The sequence below is a fragment of the Arthrobacter sp. AB6 genome (assembly GCF_031844545.1).
GTDB lineage: Bacteria > Actinomycetota > Actinomycetes > Actinomycetales > Micrococcaceae > Arthrobacter.
In genome coordinates this window covers 63,462-86,755 of the sequence record NZ_JAUZVL010000003.1, presented here as the reverse complement: position 1 = coordinate 86,755, position 23,294 = coordinate 63,462, and the positions used below count along the sequence as shown (strand labels likewise).

Sequence of the window (23,294 nt, the reverse complement as noted above, 5' to 3'; positions counted from 1 at the left end):
TCAGAATCCGATCATCGGGAAGAGGCTGGTGACTACGATGTCGTCGGGAAACGGCACCCCAAGCAGGCCTGCGAAAACAACGTGCAGCACGACGGCGCCTCCGACCGCCAAGGGGACGGTCCAGCGCCACGGCTCGCGGCCGAAGGCCCGGAGCCAGAGCAGAAGCATCAGGAATGCCGGAACCAGGAAGCCGACGGCTTCAAAAAGCACCACGAACACGCACAGGCTGCCCACGCCGCCCGCAATTGCGGCCGTCCGCCGGGTCCAGGACTCGGGAACCGCCGCGTCCGGGAACAGCACGAGGGCCACCGCCGCGATGGTCACCGCGACGGAGACGATAAAGGGCCAGAGCCCGGGACCGGGGCTGGTCAGCTCTCCCAGCGAGAGCTGCCAGGACCCGATCACGGCCGACACTCCGGCGGCGACCAGGAGAAGGGGGACCAGGCGGCGGAGCCGATGCCGGGGCCTGTCGGGGTGTCCGGCCGCCGGACGGGCATCGTCCACCTCTGCGGGGCCAAGAGCGGGTTTCGTCATGTCCATGCCTTTGCTGATTTACTTCCCCAGGAGGGGTTGGTAGAGGTCCTGCATGGCAGTGAATGCGGTGTGCAGCTCTTTGGAACCGGCGAATTCGTCAGTCACAAACCGTTCGCCGACCTGTTCGGCCACGCCCGGATCAGCGGCGCAAGTCTTGAGTTCGGCTTCGAGCTTGGAGACGACGTTCTCCGGCATGCCTTTCGGGCCGACGACGCCGAACACCGAAACTGCGTTGACCAGATCCTTGAAGCCGACTTCGGCCAGCGTCGGAACCTCGGAGTACCAGGCGGCGCGTTCCGGGCTGCTGATGGCAAGCGGCTTGAAGGATCCGTCCGCGATCCGTGCTGCAACGTCGGAATGGTCGGTTATGAACAGTGCGTCGACATGGCCGCCGAGCAGATTCGTGGTCATTTCCGCGTTGCCGGCGGTCGGAACCGCCGTGACCTCGATGCCGTAGTCGGACTTCAACCGCGTCAGCTCGATCGCTGCGGAGGTGGTCGCCCCGGGAACCGCGACGCTGAGCTTCCCGGGACTTGCCTTGGCCGCCGCGAAGAATTCCTTCGCATCGGCAAACGGCGAGTCGGCGCCGACCACGAGCACGGTGGGCATCTCGGCCATGACTCCGACCGAGGTGAAGTCAGCCAGGCTGTAGCCTAATTTGTTCACGATGGGGTTCATGACCAGCGGGCCGTTGGTGCCGAGCCCGAGCGTGTGGCCGTCCGGCTTGGCGCCGGCCAACTCCTGCATGGCTATGCCGCCGCTGCCGCCGGCCTTGTTTTCAACCACGACGGGCTTTCCCAGGCTGCGTTCGAGGCAGGATGCGTAGGCGAGTGCTGTCATGGAGGAGGGGCCACCCGCGGCGAAAGGGACCAGGAACCGCACCGGCTTCTTCGGGTAGTCGGATCCGTCATTGGCACGGGCCGCTCCACCGGCGCCGCAGCCCACCAGTGCCAGTGAGATCCCCACAAGCCCTGCAGAGACTTTCAAATGCATTGCGCTTCGCTTCTTCAAAACGGACCTCATTGTCGTTTGGGTTGGTGGTTGGTCTTGCACATTGTTTTGATCGCCTTTGTGTTAGCTAGATCACTCTCGCAGAGTGTTCAATTCGAATCCAATACCAAATTGAGTACAGATTGATGTGCTTGAGGCATCAATAATCGGACGGGCATTCGCGGCGGGGACCGGCGCTGTGAAGTCACCCCTCGCCGTCGTTATCCGCGGTTTTCAGCAAGAAAACAGGGGTCAGACTCGTTCGAGGAGCATCGCGGTACCTTGTCCGAGCCCCACGCACATGGTGGCCAGGCCCCTGGCCGCACCTTCGCGCTCCATCCTGCCCAGCAGCGTAACGGCGATCCGGGCACCGGAGGAGCCAAGGGGGTGGCCGAGCGCGATTGCGCCGCCGTCCCGGTTCACGATCTCCTCATTCATTCCCAGCCTGCGCATGCAGGCCAGTGCCTGCACCGCGAAGGCCTCGTTGAGCTCGATCGCCCCCACGTCATCGAGTGACCAGCCGGCCCGCCCAAGCACCTTGAGTGTGGCCGGCACCGGGCCGATGCCCATGATCTCCGGCGGCACGCCCGCGGAGGCGCCGTCGACGATTCGTGCCCGTGCGTGAAGGTTCAGCCGCTCGACGGCATTTTTACTGGCAACAACGACGGCGGAGGCGCCGTCATTAAGTGAACTGGAGTTTCCCGCGGTCACCACGCCGCCGGGGTGCACCACCGGGCGCAGGCCCGCCAGCGCTTCGAGGGTCGTTTCACGTCGGGGACCCTCGTCCTCCTTGACAGCTCCCCGCTTGGTCTCCACCGGAACGATCTCCGCCAGGAAACGGCCTTCATCCACAGCCGCAAGGGCCCGTTGATGCGAACGGAGCGCGAAGGCATCCGCGTCCTCGCGGGAAATACCGTCCACGCGCGCCAGCTCCTCTGCCGTCTCCGGCATCGAAAAGGTGGATTTGGGGCGTTCGTGGAACTTCGGATTCAGGAAGCGCGAACCAATGGAGGTATCGGCGATTTCTCCCGGGCGTCCGAATGCCTTCTCGGGCTTTGCCAGCACCCAGGGGGCCCGGGACATGGATTCCACTCCGCCGGCCACTACGATATCCGCCGCACCTGACTTGATCATCTGCGATGCGATGATGATGGCGCTGAGCCCGGAGGCGCAAAGCCGGTTCACGGTCATCCCCGGGACACTGTCCGGGAAGCCTGCGAGCAGGGATGCCATCCGCGCCACATTGCGGTTGTCCTCTCCCGCCTGGTTGGTGTTGCCCAGGATCACCTCATCGACGTCGGCAGCCTCGATTCCTGCCCGCCGAACAGCTTCGCCGAGAACGAGTGCCGCCAGGTCATCCGGACGGACCCCGGACAGTGAGCCGCCGTAGCGCCCCACCGGGGTGCGCACCCCGCCCACCAGGAATGCTTCGGGCATCAACGCGCCCCTCCGTTGATGTAGAGCGTCTGCCCGGAGACATATGAGGAGTCATCGCTGGCGAAGAAGGCAATGGCGGCGGCCACTTCCTCCGGTTCCCCGACCCGGCCCAACGGGGTGCGCTCGGCCACGGATTTCTGGTGCTCCTCCGGCGTGCTGCCGACCCGTCCGGCTGTCGCAGCGGTCATGGCGGTGGCGATGTAGCCCGGCGCCACCGCGTTGACGTTGATGTTGAACGGACCCAGTTCCAGTGCCAGTGTGGCGGTGAGTCCCTGGATCCCTGCCTTGGCGGCAGCATAGTTAGCCTGCCCGCGGTTGCCCAGCGCGGAGCGGCTGCTCAGGCTGACAATCTTTCCGTACCGGGCCTGCACCATGAACTTCTGCGCTGCCTTGGCGCAAAGGTAGGCGCTGGTCAGATTGGTGGCCAGGACAGAATCCCAGTCCGGACGGTCCATTTTGAAGAGCATGTTGTCCCGGGTGATGCCGGCGTTGTTGACCAGGATGTCGATGCGTCCGTGGTCGGCGAAGATCTGCCCGAAGACCTCGGCAACCTGGTCCTCGCTCGTGACATCACAGGCGGCACTGACTGCCGAACCTCCGGCCGCCCCGACGGCGGCGTCTGAGCTGATCTCGGCGGCCGTGGCCGCCGCCCGCTCGGCGTTCAGGTCCAGGATGGCAACCGTCGCGCCCTCCGCGGCCAGCCGGAGCGCGGTGGCAGCGCCGATCCCCTGTGCCCCGCCTGTGACGATGGCGGTCTTGTTTTTCAGCCTGTTCATTGGCTCTCCCTCTTGGCTTGTTCTTCGTTTGGTTTGGCTTGTTCCTGGCAAGAAGGACGTCATCCGGAGAATGCGGAGATGCCGGTGATATCGCGGCCGATCAGCAGCGACTGGATGGAGTCCGTTCCCTCGTACGTGTGGACGACTTCCATATCAGTCATGTGGCGCGCTACATGGTTTTCCAGCAGCAGCCCGTTGCCGCCCAGGATGTCGCGGGCTTCCTGGCAGATCCAGCGCGCCTTCTGGGCCGTGTGCATCTTGGCCAGTGACGCCATGGGGCCGGTCATTTTCCCTTGGTCGGCGAGTGCGGCCAGGCGAAAGCAAATCAGCTGCATGGCGGTCAACTCGGCCAGCATGTTGGCGAGCTTGTTCTGCACCAGCTGATAACTGGCAATGGGCTTGCCGAACTGCACGCGTTCCTTCGCGTATTTCACTGCGGCCTCGTACGCGGCGATCCCGTGGCCCACTGATTCCCAGGAGGCACCGCCGCGGGTCGCGGTGAGCACACGGGTGACATCGCGGAAGGAATTCGCCTCGGCGAGCTTGTTCTCCGCCGGAATCCGCAGGTTTTCAATGGTGATGTCGGGCTGCAGAATCGCCCTTTTGCCGATCTTGCCGGTGATCACCTCGGCCCGGTAGCCCGCCGGGTAGCTGCCGTCGCCGTTCTTTTCCAGAATGAACGCCTTGACCTTGCCGTCCGCTTCATCCCGGGCCCAAAGCACGACGACGTCGGCGAAGCTCGCGTTGCCGATCCAGCGTTTGCGGCCGTTCAGGATGTAGTGGTCACCGTCCCGGCGCGCGCTCGTTTCCAGCCCCACGGAGTCCGAGCCATGGTCCGGCTCGGTGAGTCCGAAGGCCCCGATCTTTTCCAGCCTGGCCATCCCGGGAAGCCACCGCTGCTTCTGCTCCTCGCTGCCGAGCGTATTGATGGTGCCCATCGCCAGGCCGGACTGGACCCCGATGAAGGTGTTGATGGAGCCGTCGCCCCGTGCCATCTCCATGGCCACCATTCCGGCGGCCAGGCGGCTCATGCCGGGGCAGCCGTAGCCTTCGATGGTTGTGCCGACGATGCCGAGCGCCGCGATTTTGGGGACGAGGGCGAACGGAAATTCCGCCCGGTCCCAATAGTCGTTGATGACCGGCAGAAGATCGGTTTCGACAAAATTACGGACCTTCTTCCGGATGATCCGTTCGTCTTCGGAGAGGAAGTCATCGACCATGAAGTAGTCGCTGTTGATCTCTTCTGTAACCACAGTTTTTCCTTTGTCTCTGGACAGCCGGGGTTGCCCGCAGTGTTTGTCCGGTTGTTGTTTGGGTGCCGCTCAGACCGGCACTTCAGCGCGCAGATAGCGCTCCAGGTAGTCTCTTTCCCTGGCGTCGAGCGCCCGGGCCTTCCCGGTCGCGTCGTCGAGGGAAACCATGACTGTTGAGGCGTCCAGGACCAGGTTCCCGTCCTGGTATCCGGCGTAGGCCATGGTGTAGGACCTGTTCCCGATGCGTGCCACCCAGATGTCCACGTCAACGTCCTGGCCGAACTCGATGGGCCGGCGGTAATGCAGCGTCAGGGACGCCACCAGGGTGGTTGTTTCGGCGGCAGCGGCTGCGGAGGCCGCGTGGCGCCGCCACTGAATCCGGGCCTCTTCCAGCAGGGTTGCCACGCGCGCATTGTTTACATGGCCGTTGACGTCCTGGTCGGACCAGCGGACGTACACCTGTGCGCGGAATTCCTCAGCCAACGAGCCGCACCTCCTTGGCGGCCAGCCAGGTGCGGACCAGATCGGAGCTGGCATTGAGTTCCGGCGGGGCCAGTTCATAACTGACCGGGGTTTGCGAGAAGGCAACCGGGTGGCGCACGGAGGGAATCCGGCGTTCGCCGTTTCCGGCCATAACGACCGGTTCCAGTCCCAGTTTCCGGGCGAGTTCAATGCCGCCCTTGACGTCCTGGATGGGCGCGCAGGGCAGGCCTAGTCCGGAAAGGTGCTCAAACCACTCAGCCGCGGAACGCTCGGCCAGGCGCCCCTGGAGGATGGGCCGCAGCTCCTCGCGGTTGGCGTTGCGCTCCTGCGGGTTGCCGAAGCGCGGGTCTGCGGCAACTTCGGGGATGCCCAGGGCATCACAGAGTTTGGTGAACTGGCCGTTGTTTCCTGCCACGACGATCAGCATTCCGTCGCCTGTAGGCATCGGTTCATAGGGGTACAGGCTGGGGTGCTCGTTGCCCATGCGGGTGGGTACCAGCCCGCCGGTGACATAGGCCGCCGACTGGTTGACCATGCCGGACAGGGCGGACGAGAGCAGGTTCAGCTCAACAAGCTGCCCCTGGCCGGTGTTGTCCTTGTGGTGGAGTGCCCCAAGAATGCCGATGCTGGCGTGCAGGCCGGTGATCACGTCGAATATGGCCAGTCCGGCACGGTATGGTTCGGTGTCCTGCCCGCCGGTGAGGCTCATCATTCCGGACACCGCCTGGACCAACAGATCGTAGCCTGGCAGGCCCGCGCCCCCGGCCGTGCCGAAACCGGTAATGGACGCGTAGATGACATCCGGGTTCAGTGCGGAAACGCTGTCGTAGTCCAGCTTGAACTGCTCCAGCCCGCCAGGCTTGAAGTTCTCCACGAGGACATCTGCCCTTGCGGCGAGTTCCCGGGCAACTTCGAGGTCTGACTCGTCCCTGAAGTCCAGCACAATCGAATGCTTGTTGCGGTTGACGGACAGATAGAACGTTGCTTCATCGTCACGGACGGGCGGCTTCCAACCGCGGGTGTCGTCTCCGTGCGGGCTCTCGACCTTAATCACCGTCGCTCCCATGTCCGCCAACAGCATGGTGCAATACGGTCCGGCGAGGACGCGGGTGAAGTCCGCAACCACCACGCCGCTCAGCGGCCCGCTGCCGGAGCGGCCGAAAGCCTGGTTCAGCCTTGATGCAGCGTCAGTTTGATTCATGTCATGCCTTCCGGTTTGTGCTCCACATCACCCACTGTGGCAAACCCATTACTTCGCGTCCAATACGTATTCCGGCCACCTTTGATGCGCAAAACGCAACAAAGGCCCCGCTCACGCCACCGCGCAGCCCCTTGGTGGAAAAGCAGCATTGATGCGTAAGGCTCCCTGACGTTTGACGCTTCTATGTGCCTGACGCATAATTGCCCGCTATGGAGATCCAGCAGATCCGCGCGTTCCTGGCCGTTGCCCAAGAGCTGCATTTCGGACGGGCCGCCCAGCAGCTGCATATGGCCCAGCCTCCGGTCAGCCGCGCCGTCCAGAACCTGGAACGGGAGCTCGGCGCCCCCCTCTTTGAGCGCAGCACCCGCTCTGTGCGGCTCACCCCGGCTGGCGAGGCCCTGGTCCAGCCGGCGACGGATATTCTCGATGCCTGCCGGCGGGCCAGGACCATGGTTGCCAACGCCGGCAAGGGCGAGACCGGGCGCGTGAGGGTCGCTTTCGCCGGAGCGTCGTCGCACGTCATGGTCGGAAAGCTGGCAAAACTGGTCCGCAAAACACACCCGGGCATCGACTTCGAGCTGTACAGCTCGAATTTCGCCATCCCGGCCCTGGACAAAGTCGCCAACGGCGCCATGGAAATCGGGCTGGGGCGGTGGAACTTCATCCCGGCAGCCCTCGACTCCCGGGTCATTGCCAACGAAAAACTCGTCATCGCCGTGCACGCCGGCCACCCACTGGCCGGGCGGGCTTCCGTGCGGATGGCTGACTTGGACGGCGAGCCATTCGTTACCCTGCCCGCGGATCCCGGCGCAGTCCTGCGCGACCACCTCCTCAGGCTTGCCAGCGATGCCGGGTTCCTGCCGTCAATTGTGCAGGTAGCCCCGGATTCACTGACGCTGGTCTCACTGGTGGCCGCTGAAATCGGGGTGGCGATGACGGTCTCTTCCGTTGCGGAGAATCTCCACTATCCGGGCGTGTTGTTCCTGCCCCTGGAGGACCCCGCGGACCCTGTGCTGCTGCGAATGATTTGGCGCAAGGACAACACCAGTCCCGCCCTCCGGGAGGTTCTGAGGCTTTCTGAAATTGCGCTGCCGACACCGGAACTTGACTGAGCGTCTAATGCTCCAAACGAATCAATAGTGCTGCCATTTGGTATTGGATCGGAACATAAATTGCTGTCACAGTGAACGGGGCGAACGCAAACCAACGCCGTTAGGCCGTCACAGTCGGAGGATCAAAGATGAGCGTCACACCAGAAACCCTGTCCGAACCGGAACTGCAGGCCGCTTCCGCCGTTGCCGGCGAGGTCCGCTCGGACGTGCTGGACCTGCAGGGGCTGCTCAGCAGTGACGAGCTGAAGCTAAGGGACACCGTCCGCCGGTTCGTGGGCGAGCGCATCAAGCCGAACATCAAGGACTGGTATGAAGCTGCGCACTTCCCGGTAGAGATTTCCCAAGAGATGGGTGCCTTGGGGCTCCTGGGAATGCACCTGAAGGGTTACGGCTGCCCGGGCCGTTCCGCCGTCGAATACGGTTTGGCGGCGATGGAGCTGGAAGCCGGAGACTCCGGGCTGCGGACGTTCGTCTCGGTCCAGGGCTCATTGGCGATGACCGCCATCCACAAATGGGGTTCGGAGGACCAGAAGAACCGCTACCTGCCCGGCATGGCGAAGGGTGAGATCATCGGCTGCTTTGGCCTCACCGAACCCACGGCAGGCTCGGATCCCTCCAGCATGCAGACCTTCGCCCGCCGCGACGGCAACCAATGGATCATTAGCGGCGCGAAACGGTGGATCGGGTTGGCCTCCGTGGCGCAGATCGCCGTCATTTGGGCCGCTACGGAGGACGGCGTCCGGGGTTTCCTGGTCCCCACCGACACTCCCGGCTTCACCGCCACGCCGATAGAGCCAAAGCTCTCCATGCGGGCATCGATCCAGTGCGATATCACCCTTGAAAACGTCACAGTGGACGACACCGCCAGGCTGCCGGGGGCCGCGGGCCTCCGCGGCCCGTTCTCCTGCCTGAATGAAGCCCGCTACGGCATCATCTGGGGTGCCATGGGGGCGGCCCGGGACAGCTACGAGCAGGCGCTGGCCTACTCGCTGGAGCGGATGCAGTTCGATAAACCGCTGGCTGCGTACCAGATCACGCAGCAGAAGTTGGTGGACATGCTGCTGGAAATCCAGAAGGGCACCCTGCTGGCGATCCACACGGGCCGGCTCAAGGATGCCGGCACCCTTGCACCCGTCCAGATCTCCGTAGGCAAACTCAACAACGTCCGGGAAGCCATCAAGATCTGCCGCGACGCCCGCGCCATCCTGGGCGGCAACGGCATCACCCTGGACTATTCGCCCCTGCGCCACGCCAACAACCTGGAGTCTGTCCGGACCTACGAAGGCACCGACGAGGTCCACACCCTGATCCTGGGTAACCACATCACCGGGATTCCCGCTTTCCGCTGAGCTAGGCGCCGGTCGGGGAACTTCCCGTCGCACCAGGAGAAGAGAATCATGCAGGTCAACAGGATTTTGGTGGTCGGGGCCGGAGCCATGGGCTCACAGATCGGCATGGTGTGCGCCCTGGCCGGCTACCAGGTCACCATCCAGGATGTCGCGGCAGACATGCTGGCAGCCGCCCGGAGCCAGCTCACCGACCGGATGGAGAGCAGCGTGGCCAAGGGGCGCCGGAGCCGACAGGATGCCGGGGCCGCCCTGGCGCGGCTCACCTTCACCAGCTCGCTGGAGGCCGGCGCCGCGGATGCCGACTTCGTGATCGAGGCCGCCACCGAGAAACTCGAAGTGAAGCGCAGCATCTTCGCGGCGCTGGGACGGGCAGCCCCCACGCACGCCATCCTGGCCACGAACTCCTCCACGCTGGGCTCCTCGAAAGTGGCCGAGGAGACAGGGCGGCCGGAGCAGGTCTGCAACATGCATTTCTTCAACCCGGCCCTGGTCATGAAATGTGTTGAGGTGGTCCGCCACGCCAAGACATCTCCGGACACGGTGGACACCACCATGAAGCTGGCGCGCTCATTGGGCAAATCGCCCGTCCTTATCAACCGCGAGATCCCCGGATTTGTGGCCAACAGACTCATGGGCGCCATCCGGGACGAGGCACTCCGGCTTTACGCGGACGGCATCGCCAGTGTCAGCGACATCGACACTGCAGCCAGGACTGCGCTGGGCCACCCCATGGGGCCGTTTGAGCTGATGGACCTGGTGGGCCTTGACGTGAGCTACCTGATCCGGCAAGCGACCTTCGAGGAAACGCAGGACCCGGCAGACCTGCCCCACCCCGCCTTGGCGGAGCTCTACGAACAAGGTAATTACGGCCGGAAAACCGGGCAAGGCTGGTACCGGTATGACCAGTCTGCCTGACTCGACCTGCCTTCTATTCGCTCCGGGCCAGCGACTGCCGGCAGGACGCCAGAAGGACATCCACGGCGCGTTCCATCGCACCGCCGTCGAACGTCATGTCCGGGTGGTGGAGTCCGGGTTGGACGTTTGCCCCGACGGCCAGCATGGCCGCCTGAAGCGCAGGGTTCTGCCGGGTGTAGAAGTGGAAGTCGTCCGAGCCTGACGTGACGATCCTGGGACGCAGGTACTCCCTGCCCAATGTCGCCGTGACCGACGAAGCCAGGACGGCCTCGGCCTTGTGCCCTATCACTGCAGCAGGCACCTCATCCCGGAAGTCGAGGCGGATCTCCGCCCCGCTGTTCGCCGCCACCGATCGGCACACCTCCACCAGCCCCGTCCGCAGCGTGGCCATGGCTTCGTTGGTTTGGGCGCGCAGGTCCACCCCGAAGCATCCGCTGCCGGGGATGACGTTGAGGTTGCTTCCGCCGGCGTGCAGCATTGTCATTTTCGCGGAACTCGGGATCTGCGGATCGACCTTGATGCGCTGCAGCCCTGCCGAGATTTCAAGCGCAAGTTCGACGGCGTTCGCCCCGAGGTGGGGCCGTGCCCCATGGTGGTCCTCACCTGTGATGGTGCCGCTGGCGAAGAGGCAGGCCCCGTGGGAGATGGCGGGCGCCAGGCAGGGAGCGGGGAGTTCCTGCTGCGGGCGCAGGTGCACGCCAAAGAGATACTCAAGCCCGTCCGCGACACCAAGTGACGCCACCAGTTCCGCCCCGTTGCCCGCCTCCTCCGCGGGTTGAAAGATGGCACGGACGGCTCCGTTGAGCGGCTCCGGCTGCTCCGCAAGTTCGAGCATGACGGAAGCGACTATCGCCATGTTGGCATCATGGCCGCACGAATGCACAGCAATCCGTTTCCCGTCCACCTCCTGCACCAAGGCATCCATATCCGCCCTGAGCCCTATCCTGGGAATTCCCTCCCCGGCATCCACGGTGAAACCGGGAAAGTCGGAAAATTTCCGTGGTTCGAGGCCCGCTTCCGCGAGCAGGCCGGCAAGGTACGCGGAGGTGGCAAACTCCTCCATGCTCGGTTCCGGGTGATCGTGCAAATGGTTCCAGATGTCGTGCAGACGGCGGCGCGCTGCCTCATTGATCACGCAGTGACCCCGCACTCGCTGACCGTTAGGTCGGCCAGGACGTCGAGGTCCACGTCCACCCCCAGCCCCGGGCCCTCGCCGATCTGCACTTCGGGCAGGACGTACTGAAGGTTTCCGGGTTCCCGGGCGAACTTGACGGGTCCCGAGAGTTCGGTGGACACAATGTTTGGATGGGACAGGGCCAGATGGAAGCCGGCGGCCGAGGCGATGCTGGTTTCCAGCATGGAACCGATCTGGACCTTGAGGCCGCCGAGTTCGGCTTGGGTGGCCAGCCGGTGGCAAGGTGTGATTCCGCCGCTCTTCATGAGCTTGAGGTTGACCATGTCCACTGAACGGTCCCTGACGAACCGGCCCAGGTCGTCGGCGTCCACCACTGATTCGTCGGCCATGAGGCGGGCGCCGGTGGCCTGGCGCAGCAGCTTGAAACCGTCGATATCATCCGCGTGGAGCGGCTGTTCCACCCAGTCGATTCCATAGGGTTCCAAGGCAGCAATCATCTCTCTTGCCGTTGCAGGATCGGCCCACCCCTGGTTTGCGTCCACCCGGATGGCGAGGTCCGTGCCGATTGCTGCGCGGACAGCCCGGACGCGTTCGATGTCCAGGCCATCACCGCCGCCGAGTTTCATCTTGAGGTGGCGGTAGCCCTGGCTCCGGGCCTGGACTGCCTGTTCGGCCAGGGTCTCCGGGGCAAGGATGCTCATGACCCTCGCGATCGTGGGCTGCTCCGGGCGCCGCCCGCCGAGCAGGCTGTAAATGGGGCGGTTGGCTGCTTTGCCGGCCAGGTCCCAACAGGCAATGTCGACGGCGGCCTTTGCAGCTCCGCAGCCCTTGAGCGCCCTGTTGAGCTGCTGGTGGACGGCTGTGATATCGCGGGGATCCAGCCCCAGGACTGCGGGAAGCAACTCCGTTCGCAGCGCTTCGACGGTTCCCGTGGGCGTTTCCCCGGTGATGTGCCCGTCCGGGACACTCTCGCCGTAGCCGATCAGGCCGTCGTCTGTTTCGAGGGTGAGGATGACGCTGGGCATTGACGAGTAGCTGTCGTAGGACACCACGAACGGTTCCAGCAAGGGGACATCGATCAGGGTGATGGTGGCGCGGGATATCTTCAATTCAGGCTCACTGTTCAAAGAGGAAGGACGGAAGCGTGCCGTCCTGACGGTGGGAAAAGGGGACTACATCACGCTCTCGAGGAAGGAAATGGTCCTTGGGTTTTGCGGGTTGTCCAGCACGTCTTCGGGGGCGCCGGACTCCACCACCACGCCGCCGTCCATGAACACCACGCTGTCGCCCGCGCCGCGTGCGAAGCCGATCTCGTGCGTGACAACGATCATGGTCATGCCGTCCGCTGCCAGGGTCCGCATGACGTCCAGGACATCGCCCACCAGTTCCGGGTCAAGGGCGCTGGTTGGCTCATCGAACAGGAGGAGCTGGGGATCCATGGCAAGTGCGCGGGCGATGGCGACCCGCTGCTGCTGCCCGCCTGAAAGCTGGGACGGATAGGCCTTGGACAGGTGGGCCAGTCCCACCCTGTCCAGCAGTTCCATCCCGCGCTTGACGGCCTCCGCCTTGGGCACCCTTTTGACGCCGACCGGGGCGGCCCAGATGTTCTCCAGTGCGGTCATGTGGGGAAAGAGGTTGAAGCGCTGGAAGACCATTCCGATGCCCCGGCGCTGTTTGGCAACCTCGCGGGGTCTCATCTCGAAAATTTTGTCCTGGCGTTGCGCGTAGCCAATCAGGTCGCCCGCAACGGAGATCCGGCCGCCGTCGATCCGTTCGAGGTGGTTGATGCAGCGGAGGAAGGTGGATTTACCTGAACCGGACGGACCCAGGAGGCACATGACCTCGCCGGTGTTGACCGTCAGGGAGATGCCTTTCAGCACCTCGACGCCGCCATAGTGCTTCCGTACGTTGCTGGCCACGAGGAGCGGCCGTGCGGCCGGCCGGTGGCCGGTATGCCTGGGGGAGGCCAGTGCCTCGGTCATGACGGTTGTCCTTTCGATGCTTTCGGGGGTGTCGCCCCACCGAGGGGCGGCCGTTTACCTAGCACTGCCCTGATCCTGGCCAGGGGAGTTGGAGCCTGCTGGCGGGAGTTGCCCCTGCCGTAGTGGCGTTCCAGGTAGTACTGGGGAACGGACAGCGCCGAGGTGAGGAAGAGGTACCAGCAGCTGACAACGATGAGGAGTTCCACCTGGCGCAGGTTCTGGGAAGAGATCTGCGTGGCCACGGTGTAGAGCTCCAGCACCGCGATAACGGAGAGCAAAGACGTGTTTTTGAGCATCGAGATCGTCTCATTGCCCATTGGCGGGATGATGACCCGCATGGCCTGGGGCAGGACCACTCGGAACAGGGTGAAGGCCGGGGACATTCCCAGGGAGGATGCAGCTTCGTGCTGGCCGGTGTCGACGGACAGCATCCCGCCGCGAATGATTTCCGCTGAATAGGCGGCCTGGTTCAGGGTCATGGCGAGCAGTCCGGCGGTGAAGGCCGGGACCAGGGTGTTGGTGTCCACGGAGAAGACAGTGAATTCCGTGAAGGGAATGCCCAGCGAGATCTGTGAATACAGCAGTCCCAGGTAGCCCCAAAAAACCACTTGGATCAGCAGGGGAGTGCCCCGGAAGACCCAGACGTAGAACCAGGCGAAGGCGTTCATGACGGGATTCGTGGACAGCCGCATCACGGCGAGGAATACGCCAAAAACCGTGGACACCACCATGGATACAACGGTGAGGACAATCGTCAGGCCCACGCCCCCGAGGATCCGGGGATGGAACACATAGGTGCCAATGGTGCCGTGGTCGATGTTCGGGTTGGTCCACAGTGATGCCGCCAGCGCGGCAGCGCCCAGGGCAAGGAGGGCAGCTCCCACCCAGCGCCAGGGGTGCCGGAGGGGAACGGCTACGACGTCGTCCTGGCTGCTTCCATGGGCAGGCACGGTTCCGGGGCCGGCAGGTTTCTGGCGAGGGGTGGTGACGGCGGTGTTCATGGCTTGGTACCGCCCAGGTTCAGCCCGGTCTCCTTGACCGTGTAGTCGGAGAGTCTGTATTTGGCCAGGATCCGATCGTAGGTGCCGTCTGCGATGACCGACTGGAGGGCGGCCAGCAGCGCCTTCGAAAGCTCAGCGTCCTTCTTGAGAACACCTATACCGGTGTAGACGGGGTTGTATCCGGCCGGGTTGGCAGGGTCTTTTACGAGGTCGAAGATCTTCCCGCCGCCGGCGGTCGTGGCGGCATAGGCTGCCACCGCCGAATCAACGACGTCGGCTGCGGCCTTTCCGGACCGGACGGCTGTTTGGACGTCCGTCTCCAGCGGGAGTTCGGAGATCCTGATGGGCCGGGACCCTTTGTCCATGCACTGCTGATCATAGGTGCGGAGGATTTCGGCCTGGACGGTGGCCTTCTGCACGGCGACGTCTTTGTCGCACAGGTCCAGGACGGTGGTGATGTTTCCGGGGTTCCCTTCGGGGACCAGGATCGAGAATCCTGCGTGGAAGTAGTCCACGAAATCCAGCGTTTCCTGGCGCTCCGGGGTGTCGTTCATCCCCGACATGATGATGTCGTACTTGCCCGATTGCAGGGAGGGAATGATGCTGTCGAACGCCTGGGTCCGGAGCTCCAGCCGCACCCCGAGCTTGGCTCCGAGGGCCTGGGCGAGATCGTAGTCCAGGCCCGTGAGCTGCTGGTTTTCGTCGAACATCTCCATGGGTGGATAGGGAATGTCGGAGGCGACGTTGATGACGCCTGCGCTCTTGAAGCGTTCGGGAAGAGCGGCTGCGGCCGCGGCGTCCACGGCGCCTCCCGAAAAGGCGTTCGCATTGCTGGCAGGTGTTGTCTCTGCCGAGCAGGCTGCCAGGCCTGTCGCCAGCGCGAGGCCGGCGGCAAGGACGGCCGTCCGGGCCGTTACTGCACGGGATGTGATGCGCATGGGTTCTCCTCTTGGGGGTGGGTTTAGGCCTGGTCGGGCGCGGTCAGTTTGTACCAGCCGTCTCGCGTGACGCCGGATGCTTGACGCCCCGAAGCGAAAGCGGGTTCGAAGATCTCCCGCACGAGTACACGCCACCGGGCTGCGGCGTCGGGGTTCGAGCCGCGGAGTGCCACGATGTCCCGCGGCGCGCGGCACCACAGCGTTCCGCCCGATTCCAGGAGGACAGGCAGCGAGTCGGGGCCGTATTCGAGGACGGCAGCCGAGTGGTCAGGTGGAAGTTCGATCTCTGCATGGATTCCGCGCCCGGCATCCATGCTCCGCTGGGAGGCCAGCGGCCATACCGCCACGAGGCGGTCGCTTTCGTCGTTGGCGTTGATCTCGTCCTGCATCTGGCCATAGAAGTTGCAGGCATACTCTGATGCGTACGCTCCCAGCTTGGTGAGGTTGAAGCGGGCATTGCGGCTGACCAGCGGGTCAAAGGTCCAGGTCATGGTGTCGATGCCCCGGGCCAGTGACCAAGCCCGCTGGTGTTGTTTGAGGGCGAAGCCAACGCCCTTGTCGCCGTTGCCGGGAAGCACGCCGGCAATCAGCGAGTAGGTGGATCGCCCTCCGGGGGAGACGATCCCCACCGCCGCTCCGCACAGTTGCCCGGCGTGGTCGTAAGCGGCGGACACATTGCAGCCGGCATGCGCAATGCTGCGCAGGAGGTCGAAGGGGATAGGTGCGCCGTGCGGTGACATGCCCCAGATGGCAATGAGCAGTGCTTCCACGTCCCGGAGGCGGTCGCGGTCGTGTTCGTCCACCACCAGGACACCGGCCCTGGACGCTGCTGCGGTTGCTGATTCTGCGGCTTGAAGTGCGGCCGGACCGGCATCAAGAGTAAGTGACATGCGTCAACTATCTGCTGTGCCAGCACGCGGCGGCTTCAGTGCAGCCGACGAAGGTTATCGATTCTTCTTGTGTTCCAGCACCATAGGTGTGAAGCTTTAGCCCTATGACCGAGGCCACTCATCGCAATGACAGCATCCACCTGCCCCACCTGCTGAAGATGCTCGAGGACACCGGCCTGGTGCTCGGTTCAGGAGCGGTGCCGCCCAGGTTGTCCCTGATGAGTCCGTCGCTCTATGACCCCTTCGTGCCGCTTGAAGGGCTGCGTGGGGGCATTTTGCTCGGGATCGGGCTGCATCCCGCGGACCCGGGCACTGCAGGCGTGGTCCGGGATGCGGCGGAAGCCGGCTTTGCCGCAGTGGCGGTCAAGAAGCTCCACCAGGACATCGGACACCTCGCAGCGGTGGCGGACGAAGCCGGCATCGCCCTCCTGGTGGTGGACGACGACGTGAGGTGGCGGCATCTCAATGCACTCCTGGACTCTGCCCTCAACGCCTCGGCAGATGCCGGTAGCACGATCTCACCGCTGGGGGTGGGGGACCTTTTCGCGCTGGCAAACGCCATTGCGGCGATGGTCGGAGGGGCTACCACCATCGAGAACCTGCAGGAACAGGTGTTGGCGTACTCCACGCTTGAGGACCAGCCGATCGATGAGGACCGGCGGAGGGGAATCCTTGGCCGGCAGGTGCCGTACCTGCCCGAGAACGCGGGCCAGTACGCGGCGGTGTTCCGGTCCTCCGGGGCAGTCCGGATCGAGGGCGTCCGGCCCGCCATGGACAGGATGGCGATAGCAGTCCGGGCGGGCAAGGAGCCCCTGGGATCGATCTGGGTTGTTGATGTCCATGGCGATCTGGATGGCGAAGCCGAACAGGCTCTGGAACGCGCCGCGGACATTGCTGCGCTCCACATGCTCCGCGCCCGCAGCAGCCATGATCTCGCACGCCAGCAACGCGCGGAGCTGCTGCGCCGGCTCCTCGAAGGAGGCGACGACGCCATCCTGGTTGCCGAACAGCTGGGGCTGCGGAATTCGGGTCCTTTTGCGGTCGTCGCTTTTCAGGCTGAACCCGGGCAGGCAGCCGAGACTACGTTGGTGAGGATTGCGGACTTGGTGACCACGCAGTGCGAGGCCCACGGCCAAGGCGCTCAATGCGTGCAGGCGGGCTCTACCATTTATGCAATATTCCCGGCGGCGGCTGCGTCGTCCCTGGGGTCAATCGAAGCCCTTGCCCGGAGGCTCAACGATCGTTCCCGGGCATCGCTGGGAGTTGAGCTGCGGGCGGCGGCGGGTCCCGCGGTCGACGCCGTCTCGGACATCAGCCGTTCACGGCATGACGCCGATCTTGTCCTGCTGATGCTCGCCTCGGACGGCTTCCCGGGCACGTACGCCAGCGCAGGGGAGGTCCGCAGCCGCCTCACCCTCCTGGAGTTGGCCGCGGCGTTCCGGGCGGCACCGCACCTTCTGTCCGCTGCCGCCCGGAGAATCCAAGAGTACGACGCCGAGTTTGGCACCGGATATGCCCTGACGCTGAGAACCTACCTTGACTGCTCCCGCGATTCCGCAAGGACAGCGGCAGCCTTGTCCCTGCACCAGAACACGCTCCGGTACCGCCTCAAGCGCCTGCGGGACCTCTTCGGCGTGGATTTGGACCAGCCTGAGGACACGCTGGTGCTGTGGCTAAGCTTGCACGTGCTCGAGCTGAACTAGCCGGGCTAGCCGACCGGGGAGAGCGCGCCCACCAGGCCGAAGAGGTCTTTGGGATCCTCCGGGTTTGCGACCAGGTCGATCTCTTCGAAGAAGTCGGATCCCTGGACCGCATCCCGCACATAGCGGAGGGCGGAGAAGTCCTCGATGGCGAAGCCGACAGAGTCGAAGATGGTGACCTGCTCAGGCGTTGACCGCCCGGCAGCCCCTCCGGCCAGGACCTGCCAGAACTCGGTCACGGCAAAGTCCGCCGGCATCTGCTGGATCTCGCCTTCGATTCGGGTCTGCGGCGTGTACTCCACGAACACCTCGCCGAGTTCCAGGATGGCGGCGTCAAGTTCGGTCTTTCCCGGGCAGTCCCCGCCGATGGCGTTGATGTGGACGCCTGGACGGATCATGTCCGCGGTAAGGACAGTGGCGTTGGCCTTGTCCGCGGTGCACGTGGTGATGACGTCCGCACCCTGGACGGCGTCGGCCGCAGAGGACGCAATGTGGACATCGAAACCCAGCGGTGCCGCATTGCGCACCAGCTTCGCCATCGCCCCCGGGTCCGTATCCCAGACCCGGAGGGTGGTGATCCCCAGGGCTGCCTTGAACGCCAAAGCCTGGAACTCCGACTGGCTTCCCGTGCCGATCATGGCCATCACAGAGGAGCCGGGGCGGGCAAGCCTTCTGCCAACCATGCCGGAAGTGGCTGCAGTCCGCAGGGCTGTCAGCAGCGTCATCTCCGTCAGGAACGTGGGGTATCCGTTGTGGACGTCCGCCAGCACTCCGAATGCGGTTACTGTCTGGAAGCCTCGGGCGGGGTTCGAGGGGTGACCATTGACGTATTTGAAACCGTAGGTCTCGTGGTCGCTCGTAGGCATGAGTTCAATGACGCCAAACGGGGTGTGGCTGGCCACCCGGGGAGTCTTATCGAAGGATTCCCAGCGGCGGAAGTCGTCCTCAAGGTAGTCCATCATTTCCGAGATGATGGTTTGCGTTCCCGTGCGGGCCACCCAGCGAACCATGTTGTGAACATCCACAAAACGCGTCATTGCGCTCCTTCTTCCGTGTGAACCATTAGGTGTCCTCACGGTATTCGGCGCCGATAAGCGGCCACAATGAGCAAAGCGCGTACCTTTCGTCAAATGCTTATGCATTTTGCCAGGTCATTTCTGGCATTGTGCAAGATCATGCACTCAACGCTCCGCTCGGGCCCCTACCTGAGCACCGAACTGAGCAGCAGGCTTGTTTCACTGTTGAGCACGCCATTGACCGCACGGATCCTGCCAAGGACATCGTCGAAGCCGCTGAGGTTTTCGGTGGCCAGTTCCGCTACGAGGTCCCAGCCGCCGTTGGTGGTGTGCAGTGCGCGGATTTCCGGAAAACCGCGTAACTCCCGTATGACGTTGTTGGCAGACCTGCCCTCGACCGCGATCAGCGTGATGGCGCGAATTGTCAGCGGATCTACTTCGTCACGGACCCGTGCCGTAAAGCCCACGATGGTTCCAGAGGCGAGCAGGCGCTCAAGGCGGCTATTCACGGTAGCCCTCGCCACTCCAAGCCTGCGCGACAGGCTGGCCACAGACTCCCGGCCGTCCTCGCGGAGGGCAGACAGCAGCCTGCGATCAAGATCAGTGAGGTCAGTCATGTACAGAACGTATAACGATGGTTTGCAATACGCGCATTCTGGGAGGCAAGACGCAAGCCCTGATGTTCCCTGCAGGATCAGCAAAATACGCCCTCCGAGAACCAGTTCGGATTCTCCTTCATCGGCTCGGTCTGTTCCCAGCCTCCGGACGTAAACTGACCTTCGCACCACCTCTTGTGGACACTGTGTCAGGAGCCGCCCATGCTCTGGAAGCTGCTTGTTGAATACCTGCGGCCGCACCGGCCGCTGCTCGCCGCCGTCGTGGTTTTCCAGCTGGCGCAGTCCATCGCGTCCCTGTACCTGCCCACCCTGAACGCGGACATCATCGACGAGGGCGTGGCCAAGGCGAACATCGGCTACATCCTGAGCCTGGGCGGCGTGATGCTGGCGATCACCCTGCTGCAGATCGTGTGCGCGGTGATCGCGGTGTACTTCGCGGCGAAGGCCGCGATGGGCGTGGGCCGGGACCTTCGGGGCGCGATCTTCAAACGCGTGGGGGAGTTCTCCGAGCAGGAAGTCACCAAATTCGGCGCACCAAGCCTCATCACCAGGTCCACCAACGACGTCCAGCAGGTCCAGCAGCTGGTGCTCATGTCCGCCACGATGCTGGTCACCGCGCCCATGCTCAGCATCGGCGGAGTGATCATGGCCATCAGGCAGGACGTGCAGCTGTCCTGGCTGATCGCCGTCGCCGTCCCGGTGCTGCTGATCGCCGTCGGCCTGCTCACCGCCCGGATGGTGCCGCTGTTCCGCAAGATGCAGAAACGGATCGACACCGTGAACCGCGTCCTCCGCGAGCAGCTCACCGGCATCCGCGTGGTCCGCGCGTTCGTCCGCGAGGACATCGAGACCGCGCGCTTCGCCCAGGCCAACGAGGACGTCACGGACACCGCCCTCCGCGCCGGCCGGCTGATGGCGCTCGCCTTCCCGGTGGTGATGCTGGTGCTGAACGTCTCCAGCGTGGCCGTGATCTGGTTCGGCTCGTTCCGCATCCAGGACGGCTCCATGCAGGTGGGCACGCTCATCGCGTTCCTGAGCTACCTGATCCAGATCCTGATGTCGGTCATGATGGCCACGTTCATGGCCGTGATGATCCCGCGCGCCGCCGTCTCCGCGGACCGGATCGGCGAGGTGCTGCGCACCGAGTCGAGCGTCCGCCCGCCACGGAACCCCCTCAGCAGCGAGGTGCGCCGCGGCGAGCTGGAAATGCGCGACGTCGGATTCGCCTACCCGGGTGCCGACCAGCCCGTCCTTTCCGGCATCAGCTTCACCGCAAGGGCGGGGCAGACGACGGCGATCATCGGCAGCACCGGCTCCGGCAAGACCACCCTGGTGAACCTCATGCCCCGGCTGTTCGACGCCACCAGCGGCGCGGTGAAGATGGACGGCGTGGACGTGCGCGAGCTGCACCCGGACCTGCTCTGGGGGCACATCGGCCTGGTCCCGCAGCGGCCCTACCTGTTCAGCGGCACCGTGCGCAGCAACCTGCTCTACGGCAAGCCGGACGCCACCGGGGACGAGCTCTGGACCGCTCTGGAAATCGCCCAGGCGCGGGACTTCGTGGAACGGATGGACGGCGGCCTGGACGCGCCCATCAGCCAGGGCGGCACCAACGTCTCCGGCGGGCAGCGGCAGCGGCTGGCCATCGCCCGGGCCCTGGTGAAACGGCCCGAGCTGTACATCTTCGACGACTCGTTCTCCTCGCTGGACACCGGCACCGACGCCCGGCTCCGCCAGGCCCTCAAGCGCAGCACCGCCGGCGCCACGCTGGTGATCATCGCCCAGCGCGTCTCCAGCATCGTGGACGCGGACCAGATTTTAGTGCTCGACGGCGGCAGGATCGTGGGGCGCGGAACGCACAGTGAGCTGCTGGAGACGTCCGAGACATACCGCGAGATCGTCAGCTCCCAGCTGGCGGCGGAGGAGACGGTATGAGCCGCCAGCCCTCTCCCGCAGCCGGCACCCAAGCCGCACCCGCCTCCGCAACCGGAGGCGCCGGCGTCGTACGCATTCCCCGTCCGGTGGGCGGACCGGGGCGCGGCGGGCCGTTCGCGGGAATGAACGTCCCGGCGGAGAAGGCGATGAACTTCTGGCCGTCGGCCAAGCGGCTGCTGGGAAGGCTGCGGCCGGAACGGGCGTGGCTGCTGCTGGTGTTCGTGACGGCGGTGGCCGGGGTGGCGCTCTCGGTGATCGGGCCGCGGCTGCTGGGGGAGGGCACCAACCTGATTTTCGCCGGGGTGGTGTCCCGGGAGCTGCCCGCGGGGGTGAGCAAGGAGCAGCTGATTGCGCAGCTGCGGGCGTCCGGGGAGGGGCAGCGCGCGGACATGCTCAGCGCCATGGACCTGGTGCCGGGGCAGGGGATCGACTTCGCCGCGCTGGGGAACGTGCTGACGTGGGCGCTGGTGCTGTATGTGCTGTCCTCGGCGTTTATGTGGGTGCAGGCGTATGTGCTGAACGGGGTGGTGCAGCGGACGGTGTTCGGGCTGCGCGGGGAGATCGAGGCGAAGATCCACCGGCTGCCGCTGCGGTATTTCGATTCGATCCAGCGCGGTGAGCTGCTGAGCCGGGTGACCAACGACGTGGACAACATCTCCCAGAGCCTGCAGCAGACCATCAGCCAGGCGGTCACGTCCGTGCTGACGGTGCTGGGCGTGCTGGTGATGATGGTGATCCTCTCGCCCACGCTGGCGCTGATCGCGCTGGTGACCATTCCGCTGACGCTGGGGATCACGGCGCTGATTGCCAAGCGCTCGCAGAAGCTGTTTGTGGCGCAGTGGAAGAACACGGGGGAGCTGAACGGGCAGATCGAGGAGACGTACACCGGGCATGCGCTGGTGAAGGTGTTCGGCCGGCAGCGTGAGGTGGAGGAACGGTTCCGGCAGAAGAACACGGAGCTGTACCAGGCGAGTTTCGGCGCGCAGTTCATTTCCGGGCTGATCATGCCGGCCATGACGTTCATCGGGAACCTGGTGTACGTGGGGATAGCCGTGGTGGGCGGCCTGCAGGTGGCGTCCGGGGCGCTGCAGCTGGGCGACGTGCAGGCGTTCATCCAGTACTCGCGGCAGTTCACCATGCCGCTGGCGCAGCTGGGGTCCATGGCGAATGTGCTGCAGTCCGGGGTTGCGTCCGCTGAGCGGGTGTTCTCGTTGTTGGACGAGGAGGAGGAGTCTGAGGAGCCTGAGCCTTCTGCTTCTCCCGTCTTTGGGCGGGGGCGGCTGGTGTTCGAGGACGTGTCGTTCTCGTATTCGCCGGACAAGCCGCTGATCTCCGGGCTGTCCTTGGTGGCGGAGCCGGGGCAGACGGTGGCGATCGTGGGGCCCACCGGGGCGGGCAAGACCACGCTGGTGAACCTGATGATGCGGTTCTACGAAATTGATGCTGGGCGAATAACGCTCGACGGCGTGGACGTCACCTCCGTGCCGCGGCGCGAGCTGCGCTCGCGGCTGGGGATGGTGCTGCAGGATACGTGGCTGTTCGGCGGGACCATCCGGGACAACACCGCGTACGGGCGGCCTGGGGCTACCGAATCCGAAATTCTCGAAGCTGCGCGGGCGACGTATGTGGACCGGTTCGTGCGGTCACTGCCCGAGGGGTACAACACGGTTTTGGAGGACGAGGGGTCCAACGTGTCTGCGGGGGAGAAGCAGCTGCTGACGATTGCCCGGGCGTTCCTGGCGCGGCCGTCGGTATTGATCCTGGACGAGGCGACGTCTTCTGTGGATACCCGGACCGAGGTGCTGGTGCAGAAGGCGATGAGTGCTTTGAGGAGCGACCGGACGTCGTTTGTGATTGCGCACCGCCTGTCCACGATCCGCGACGCCGACCTCATCCTGGTGATGGAGGCCGGCCGGATCGTGGAGCAGGGGACGCACGCTTCGCTGCTGGCCGCGGGCGGGGCTTACGCGCGGCTGTACGAGGCCCAGTTCGCGGCGCCGGTGGCGGAGGTTTAAGGTTTTCTCGCCGTT

21 protein-coding genes are annotated in these 23,294 nt (G+C 64.7%); 6 read left to right on the top strand and 15 right to left on the bottom strand.

What is annotated here, in order from left to right:
• The 7 genes from Q9R30_RS03095 to Q9R30_RS03065 form a co-directional block, all read right to left on the bottom strand.
• The gene (locus tag Q9R30_RS03095) at positions 1-534 is read right to left on the bottom strand and encodes a tripartite tricarboxylate transporter TctB family protein (protein WP_311216745.1); all 534 of its coding nucleotides are present in this window, start codon (positions 532-534) and stop codon (positions 1-3) included.
• 18 nt (positions 535-552) lie between these two features.
• Positions 553-1,527, bottom strand: a complete 975-nt coding sequence (locus Q9R30_RS03090) for a tripartite tricarboxylate transporter substrate binding protein (RefSeq protein WP_311216744.1) — start codon at positions 1,525-1,527, stop codon at positions 553-555.
• A gap of 249 nt (positions 1,528-1,776) precedes the next feature.
• The gene (locus Q9R30_RS03085; protein ID WP_311216743.1) at positions 1,777-2,961 is read right to left on the bottom strand and encodes a thiolase family protein; all 1,185 of its coding nucleotides are present in this window, start codon (positions 2,959-2,961) and stop codon (positions 1,777-1,779) included.
• Positions 2,961-3,737, bottom strand: coding sequence for a 3-oxoacyl-ACP reductase FabG (fabG, locus tag Q9R30_RS03080; RefSeq protein ID WP_311216742.1), 777 nt, complete (start codon positions 3,735-3,737; stop codon positions 2,961-2,963). Before fabG ends, Q9R30_RS03085 begins: the two co-directional genes overlap by 1 nt.
• Positions 3,738-3,796: 59 nt before the next feature.
• Complete coding sequence (locus Q9R30_RS03075) at positions 3,797-4,957, bottom strand: acyl-CoA dehydrogenase family protein (RefSeq protein ID WP_157242910.1); 1,161 nt, start codon at positions 4,955-4,957, stop codon at positions 3,797-3,799.
• A 102-nt stretch (positions 4,958-5,059) separates the two neighbouring features.
• Positions 5,060-5,473 carry a thioesterase family protein gene (locus tag Q9R30_RS03070; RefSeq protein ID WP_311216740.1) on the bottom strand — a complete coding sequence of 138 codons (414 nt, stop codon included), beginning with the start codon at positions 5,471-5,473 and terminating at the stop codon, positions 5,060-5,062.
• Positions 5,466-6,674 carry a CoA transferase gene (locus tag Q9R30_RS03065; RefSeq protein WP_311216739.1) on the bottom strand — a complete coding sequence of 403 codons (1,209 nt, stop codon included), beginning with the start codon at positions 6,672-6,674 and terminating at the stop codon, positions 5,466-5,468. The genes Q9R30_RS03070 and Q9R30_RS03065 overlap by 8 nt, the downstream gene beginning before the upstream one ends.
• A 209-nt stretch (positions 6,675-6,883) precedes the next feature.
• On the opposite strand from Q9R30_RS03065, the gene Q9R30_RS03060 reads away from it, so the two are divergent.
• The 3 genes from Q9R30_RS03060 (at position 6,884) to Q9R30_RS03050 (ending at position 10,050) form a co-directional block, all read left to right on the top strand.
• Positions 6,884-7,786, top strand: coding sequence for a LysR family transcriptional regulator (locus Q9R30_RS03060; protein ID WP_157240816.1), 903 nt, complete (start codon positions 6,884-6,886; stop codon positions 7,784-7,786).
• A 128-nt stretch (positions 7,787-7,914) separates the two neighbouring features.
• Positions 7,915-9,135: an acyl-CoA dehydrogenase family protein gene (locus tag Q9R30_RS03055; RefSeq protein ID WP_311216738.1), complete on the top strand. Its 1,221-nt coding sequence runs from the start codon at positions 7,915-7,917 to the stop codon at positions 9,133-9,135.
• Between the two features lie 48 nt (positions 9,136-9,183).
• A complete protein-coding gene (locus Q9R30_RS03050; protein WP_311216737.1) occupies positions 9,184-10,050 on the top strand; it encodes a 3-hydroxyacyl-CoA dehydrogenase family protein in 867 nt (288 codons plus the stop codon).
• 13 nt (positions 10,051-10,063) lie between these two features.
• On the opposite strand, the gene Q9R30_RS03045 is transcribed toward Q9R30_RS03050, so the two are convergent.
• From Q9R30_RS03045 to Q9R30_RS03020, 6 genes are all read right to left on the bottom strand, one after another.
• Positions 10,064-11,185, bottom strand: a complete 1,122-nt coding sequence (locus tag Q9R30_RS03045; protein WP_311216736.1) for an amidohydrolase — start codon at positions 11,183-11,185, stop codon at positions 10,064-10,066.
• Positions 11,182-12,294 (bottom strand): dipeptide epimerase, encoded by a 1,113-nt coding sequence (locus Q9R30_RS03040; RefSeq protein WP_311216735.1) that lies wholly within the window; start codon positions 12,292-12,294, stop codon positions 11,182-11,184. Before Q9R30_RS03040 ends, Q9R30_RS03045 begins: the two co-directional genes overlap by 4 nt.
• A gap of 63 nt (positions 12,295-12,357) precedes the next feature.
• The gene (locus tag Q9R30_RS03035; RefSeq protein ID WP_311216734.1) at positions 12,358-13,167 is read right to left on the bottom strand and encodes an amino acid ABC transporter ATP-binding protein; all 810 of its coding nucleotides are present in this window, start codon (positions 13,165-13,167) and stop codon (positions 12,358-12,360) included.
• Positions 13,164-14,168, bottom strand: coding sequence for an amino acid ABC transporter permease (locus Q9R30_RS03030; RefSeq protein ID WP_311216733.1), 1,005 nt, complete (start codon positions 14,166-14,168; stop codon positions 13,164-13,166). Before Q9R30_RS03030 ends, Q9R30_RS03035 begins: the two co-directional genes overlap by 4 nt.
• Positions 14,165-15,106, bottom strand: coding sequence for an ABC transporter substrate-binding protein (locus Q9R30_RS03025; protein WP_311216732.1), 942 nt, complete (start codon positions 15,104-15,106; stop codon positions 14,165-14,167). The genes Q9R30_RS03030 and Q9R30_RS03025 overlap by 4 nt, the downstream gene beginning before the upstream one ends.
• 23 nt (positions 15,107-15,129) lie before the next feature.
• Positions 15,130-15,996, bottom strand: coding sequence for a hypothetical protein (locus Q9R30_RS03020; protein ID WP_311216731.1), 867 nt, complete (start codon positions 15,994-15,996; stop codon positions 15,130-15,132).
• Positions 15,997-16,100: 104 nt separating this feature from the next.
• Here Q9R30_RS03020 and Q9R30_RS03015 point away from each other — a divergent pair, with 104 nt between their 5' ends.
• Positions 16,101-17,699 (top strand): helix-turn-helix domain-containing protein, encoded by a 1,599-nt coding sequence (locus tag Q9R30_RS03015; protein WP_311216730.1) that lies wholly within the window; start codon positions 16,101-16,103, stop codon positions 17,697-17,699.
• Between the two features lie 5 nt (positions 17,700-17,704).
• On the opposite strand, the gene Q9R30_RS03010 is transcribed toward Q9R30_RS03015, so the two are convergent.
• Together Q9R30_RS03010 and Q9R30_RS03005 are read right to left on the bottom strand one after the other, a co-directional pair.
• Positions 17,705-18,733 carry an ornithine cyclodeaminase gene (locus Q9R30_RS03010; protein WP_311216729.1) on the bottom strand — a complete coding sequence of 343 codons (1,029 nt, stop codon included), beginning with the start codon at positions 18,731-18,733 and terminating at the stop codon, positions 17,705-17,707.
• Between the two features lie 164 nt (positions 18,734-18,897).
• Entirely contained in the window at positions 18,898-19,329 is a 432-nt protein-coding gene (locus Q9R30_RS03005; RefSeq protein WP_311216728.1) for an Lrp/AsnC family transcriptional regulator, read from the bottom strand.
• A 201-nt stretch (positions 19,330-19,530) separates the two neighbouring features.
• Here Q9R30_RS03005 and Q9R30_RS03000 point away from each other — a divergent pair, with 201 nt between their 5' ends.
• Positions 19,531-21,264, top strand: a complete 1,734-nt coding sequence (locus Q9R30_RS03000; protein ID WP_311216727.1) for an ABC transporter ATP-binding protein — start codon at positions 19,531-19,533, stop codon at positions 21,262-21,264.
• Positions 21,261-23,279: an ABC transporter ATP-binding protein gene (locus tag Q9R30_RS02995; protein WP_311216726.1), complete on the top strand. Its 2,019-nt coding sequence runs from the start codon at positions 21,261-21,263 to the stop codon at positions 23,277-23,279. Before Q9R30_RS03000 ends, Q9R30_RS02995 begins: the two co-directional genes overlap by 4 nt.
• Positions 23,280-23,294: the final 15 nt, after the last annotated feature.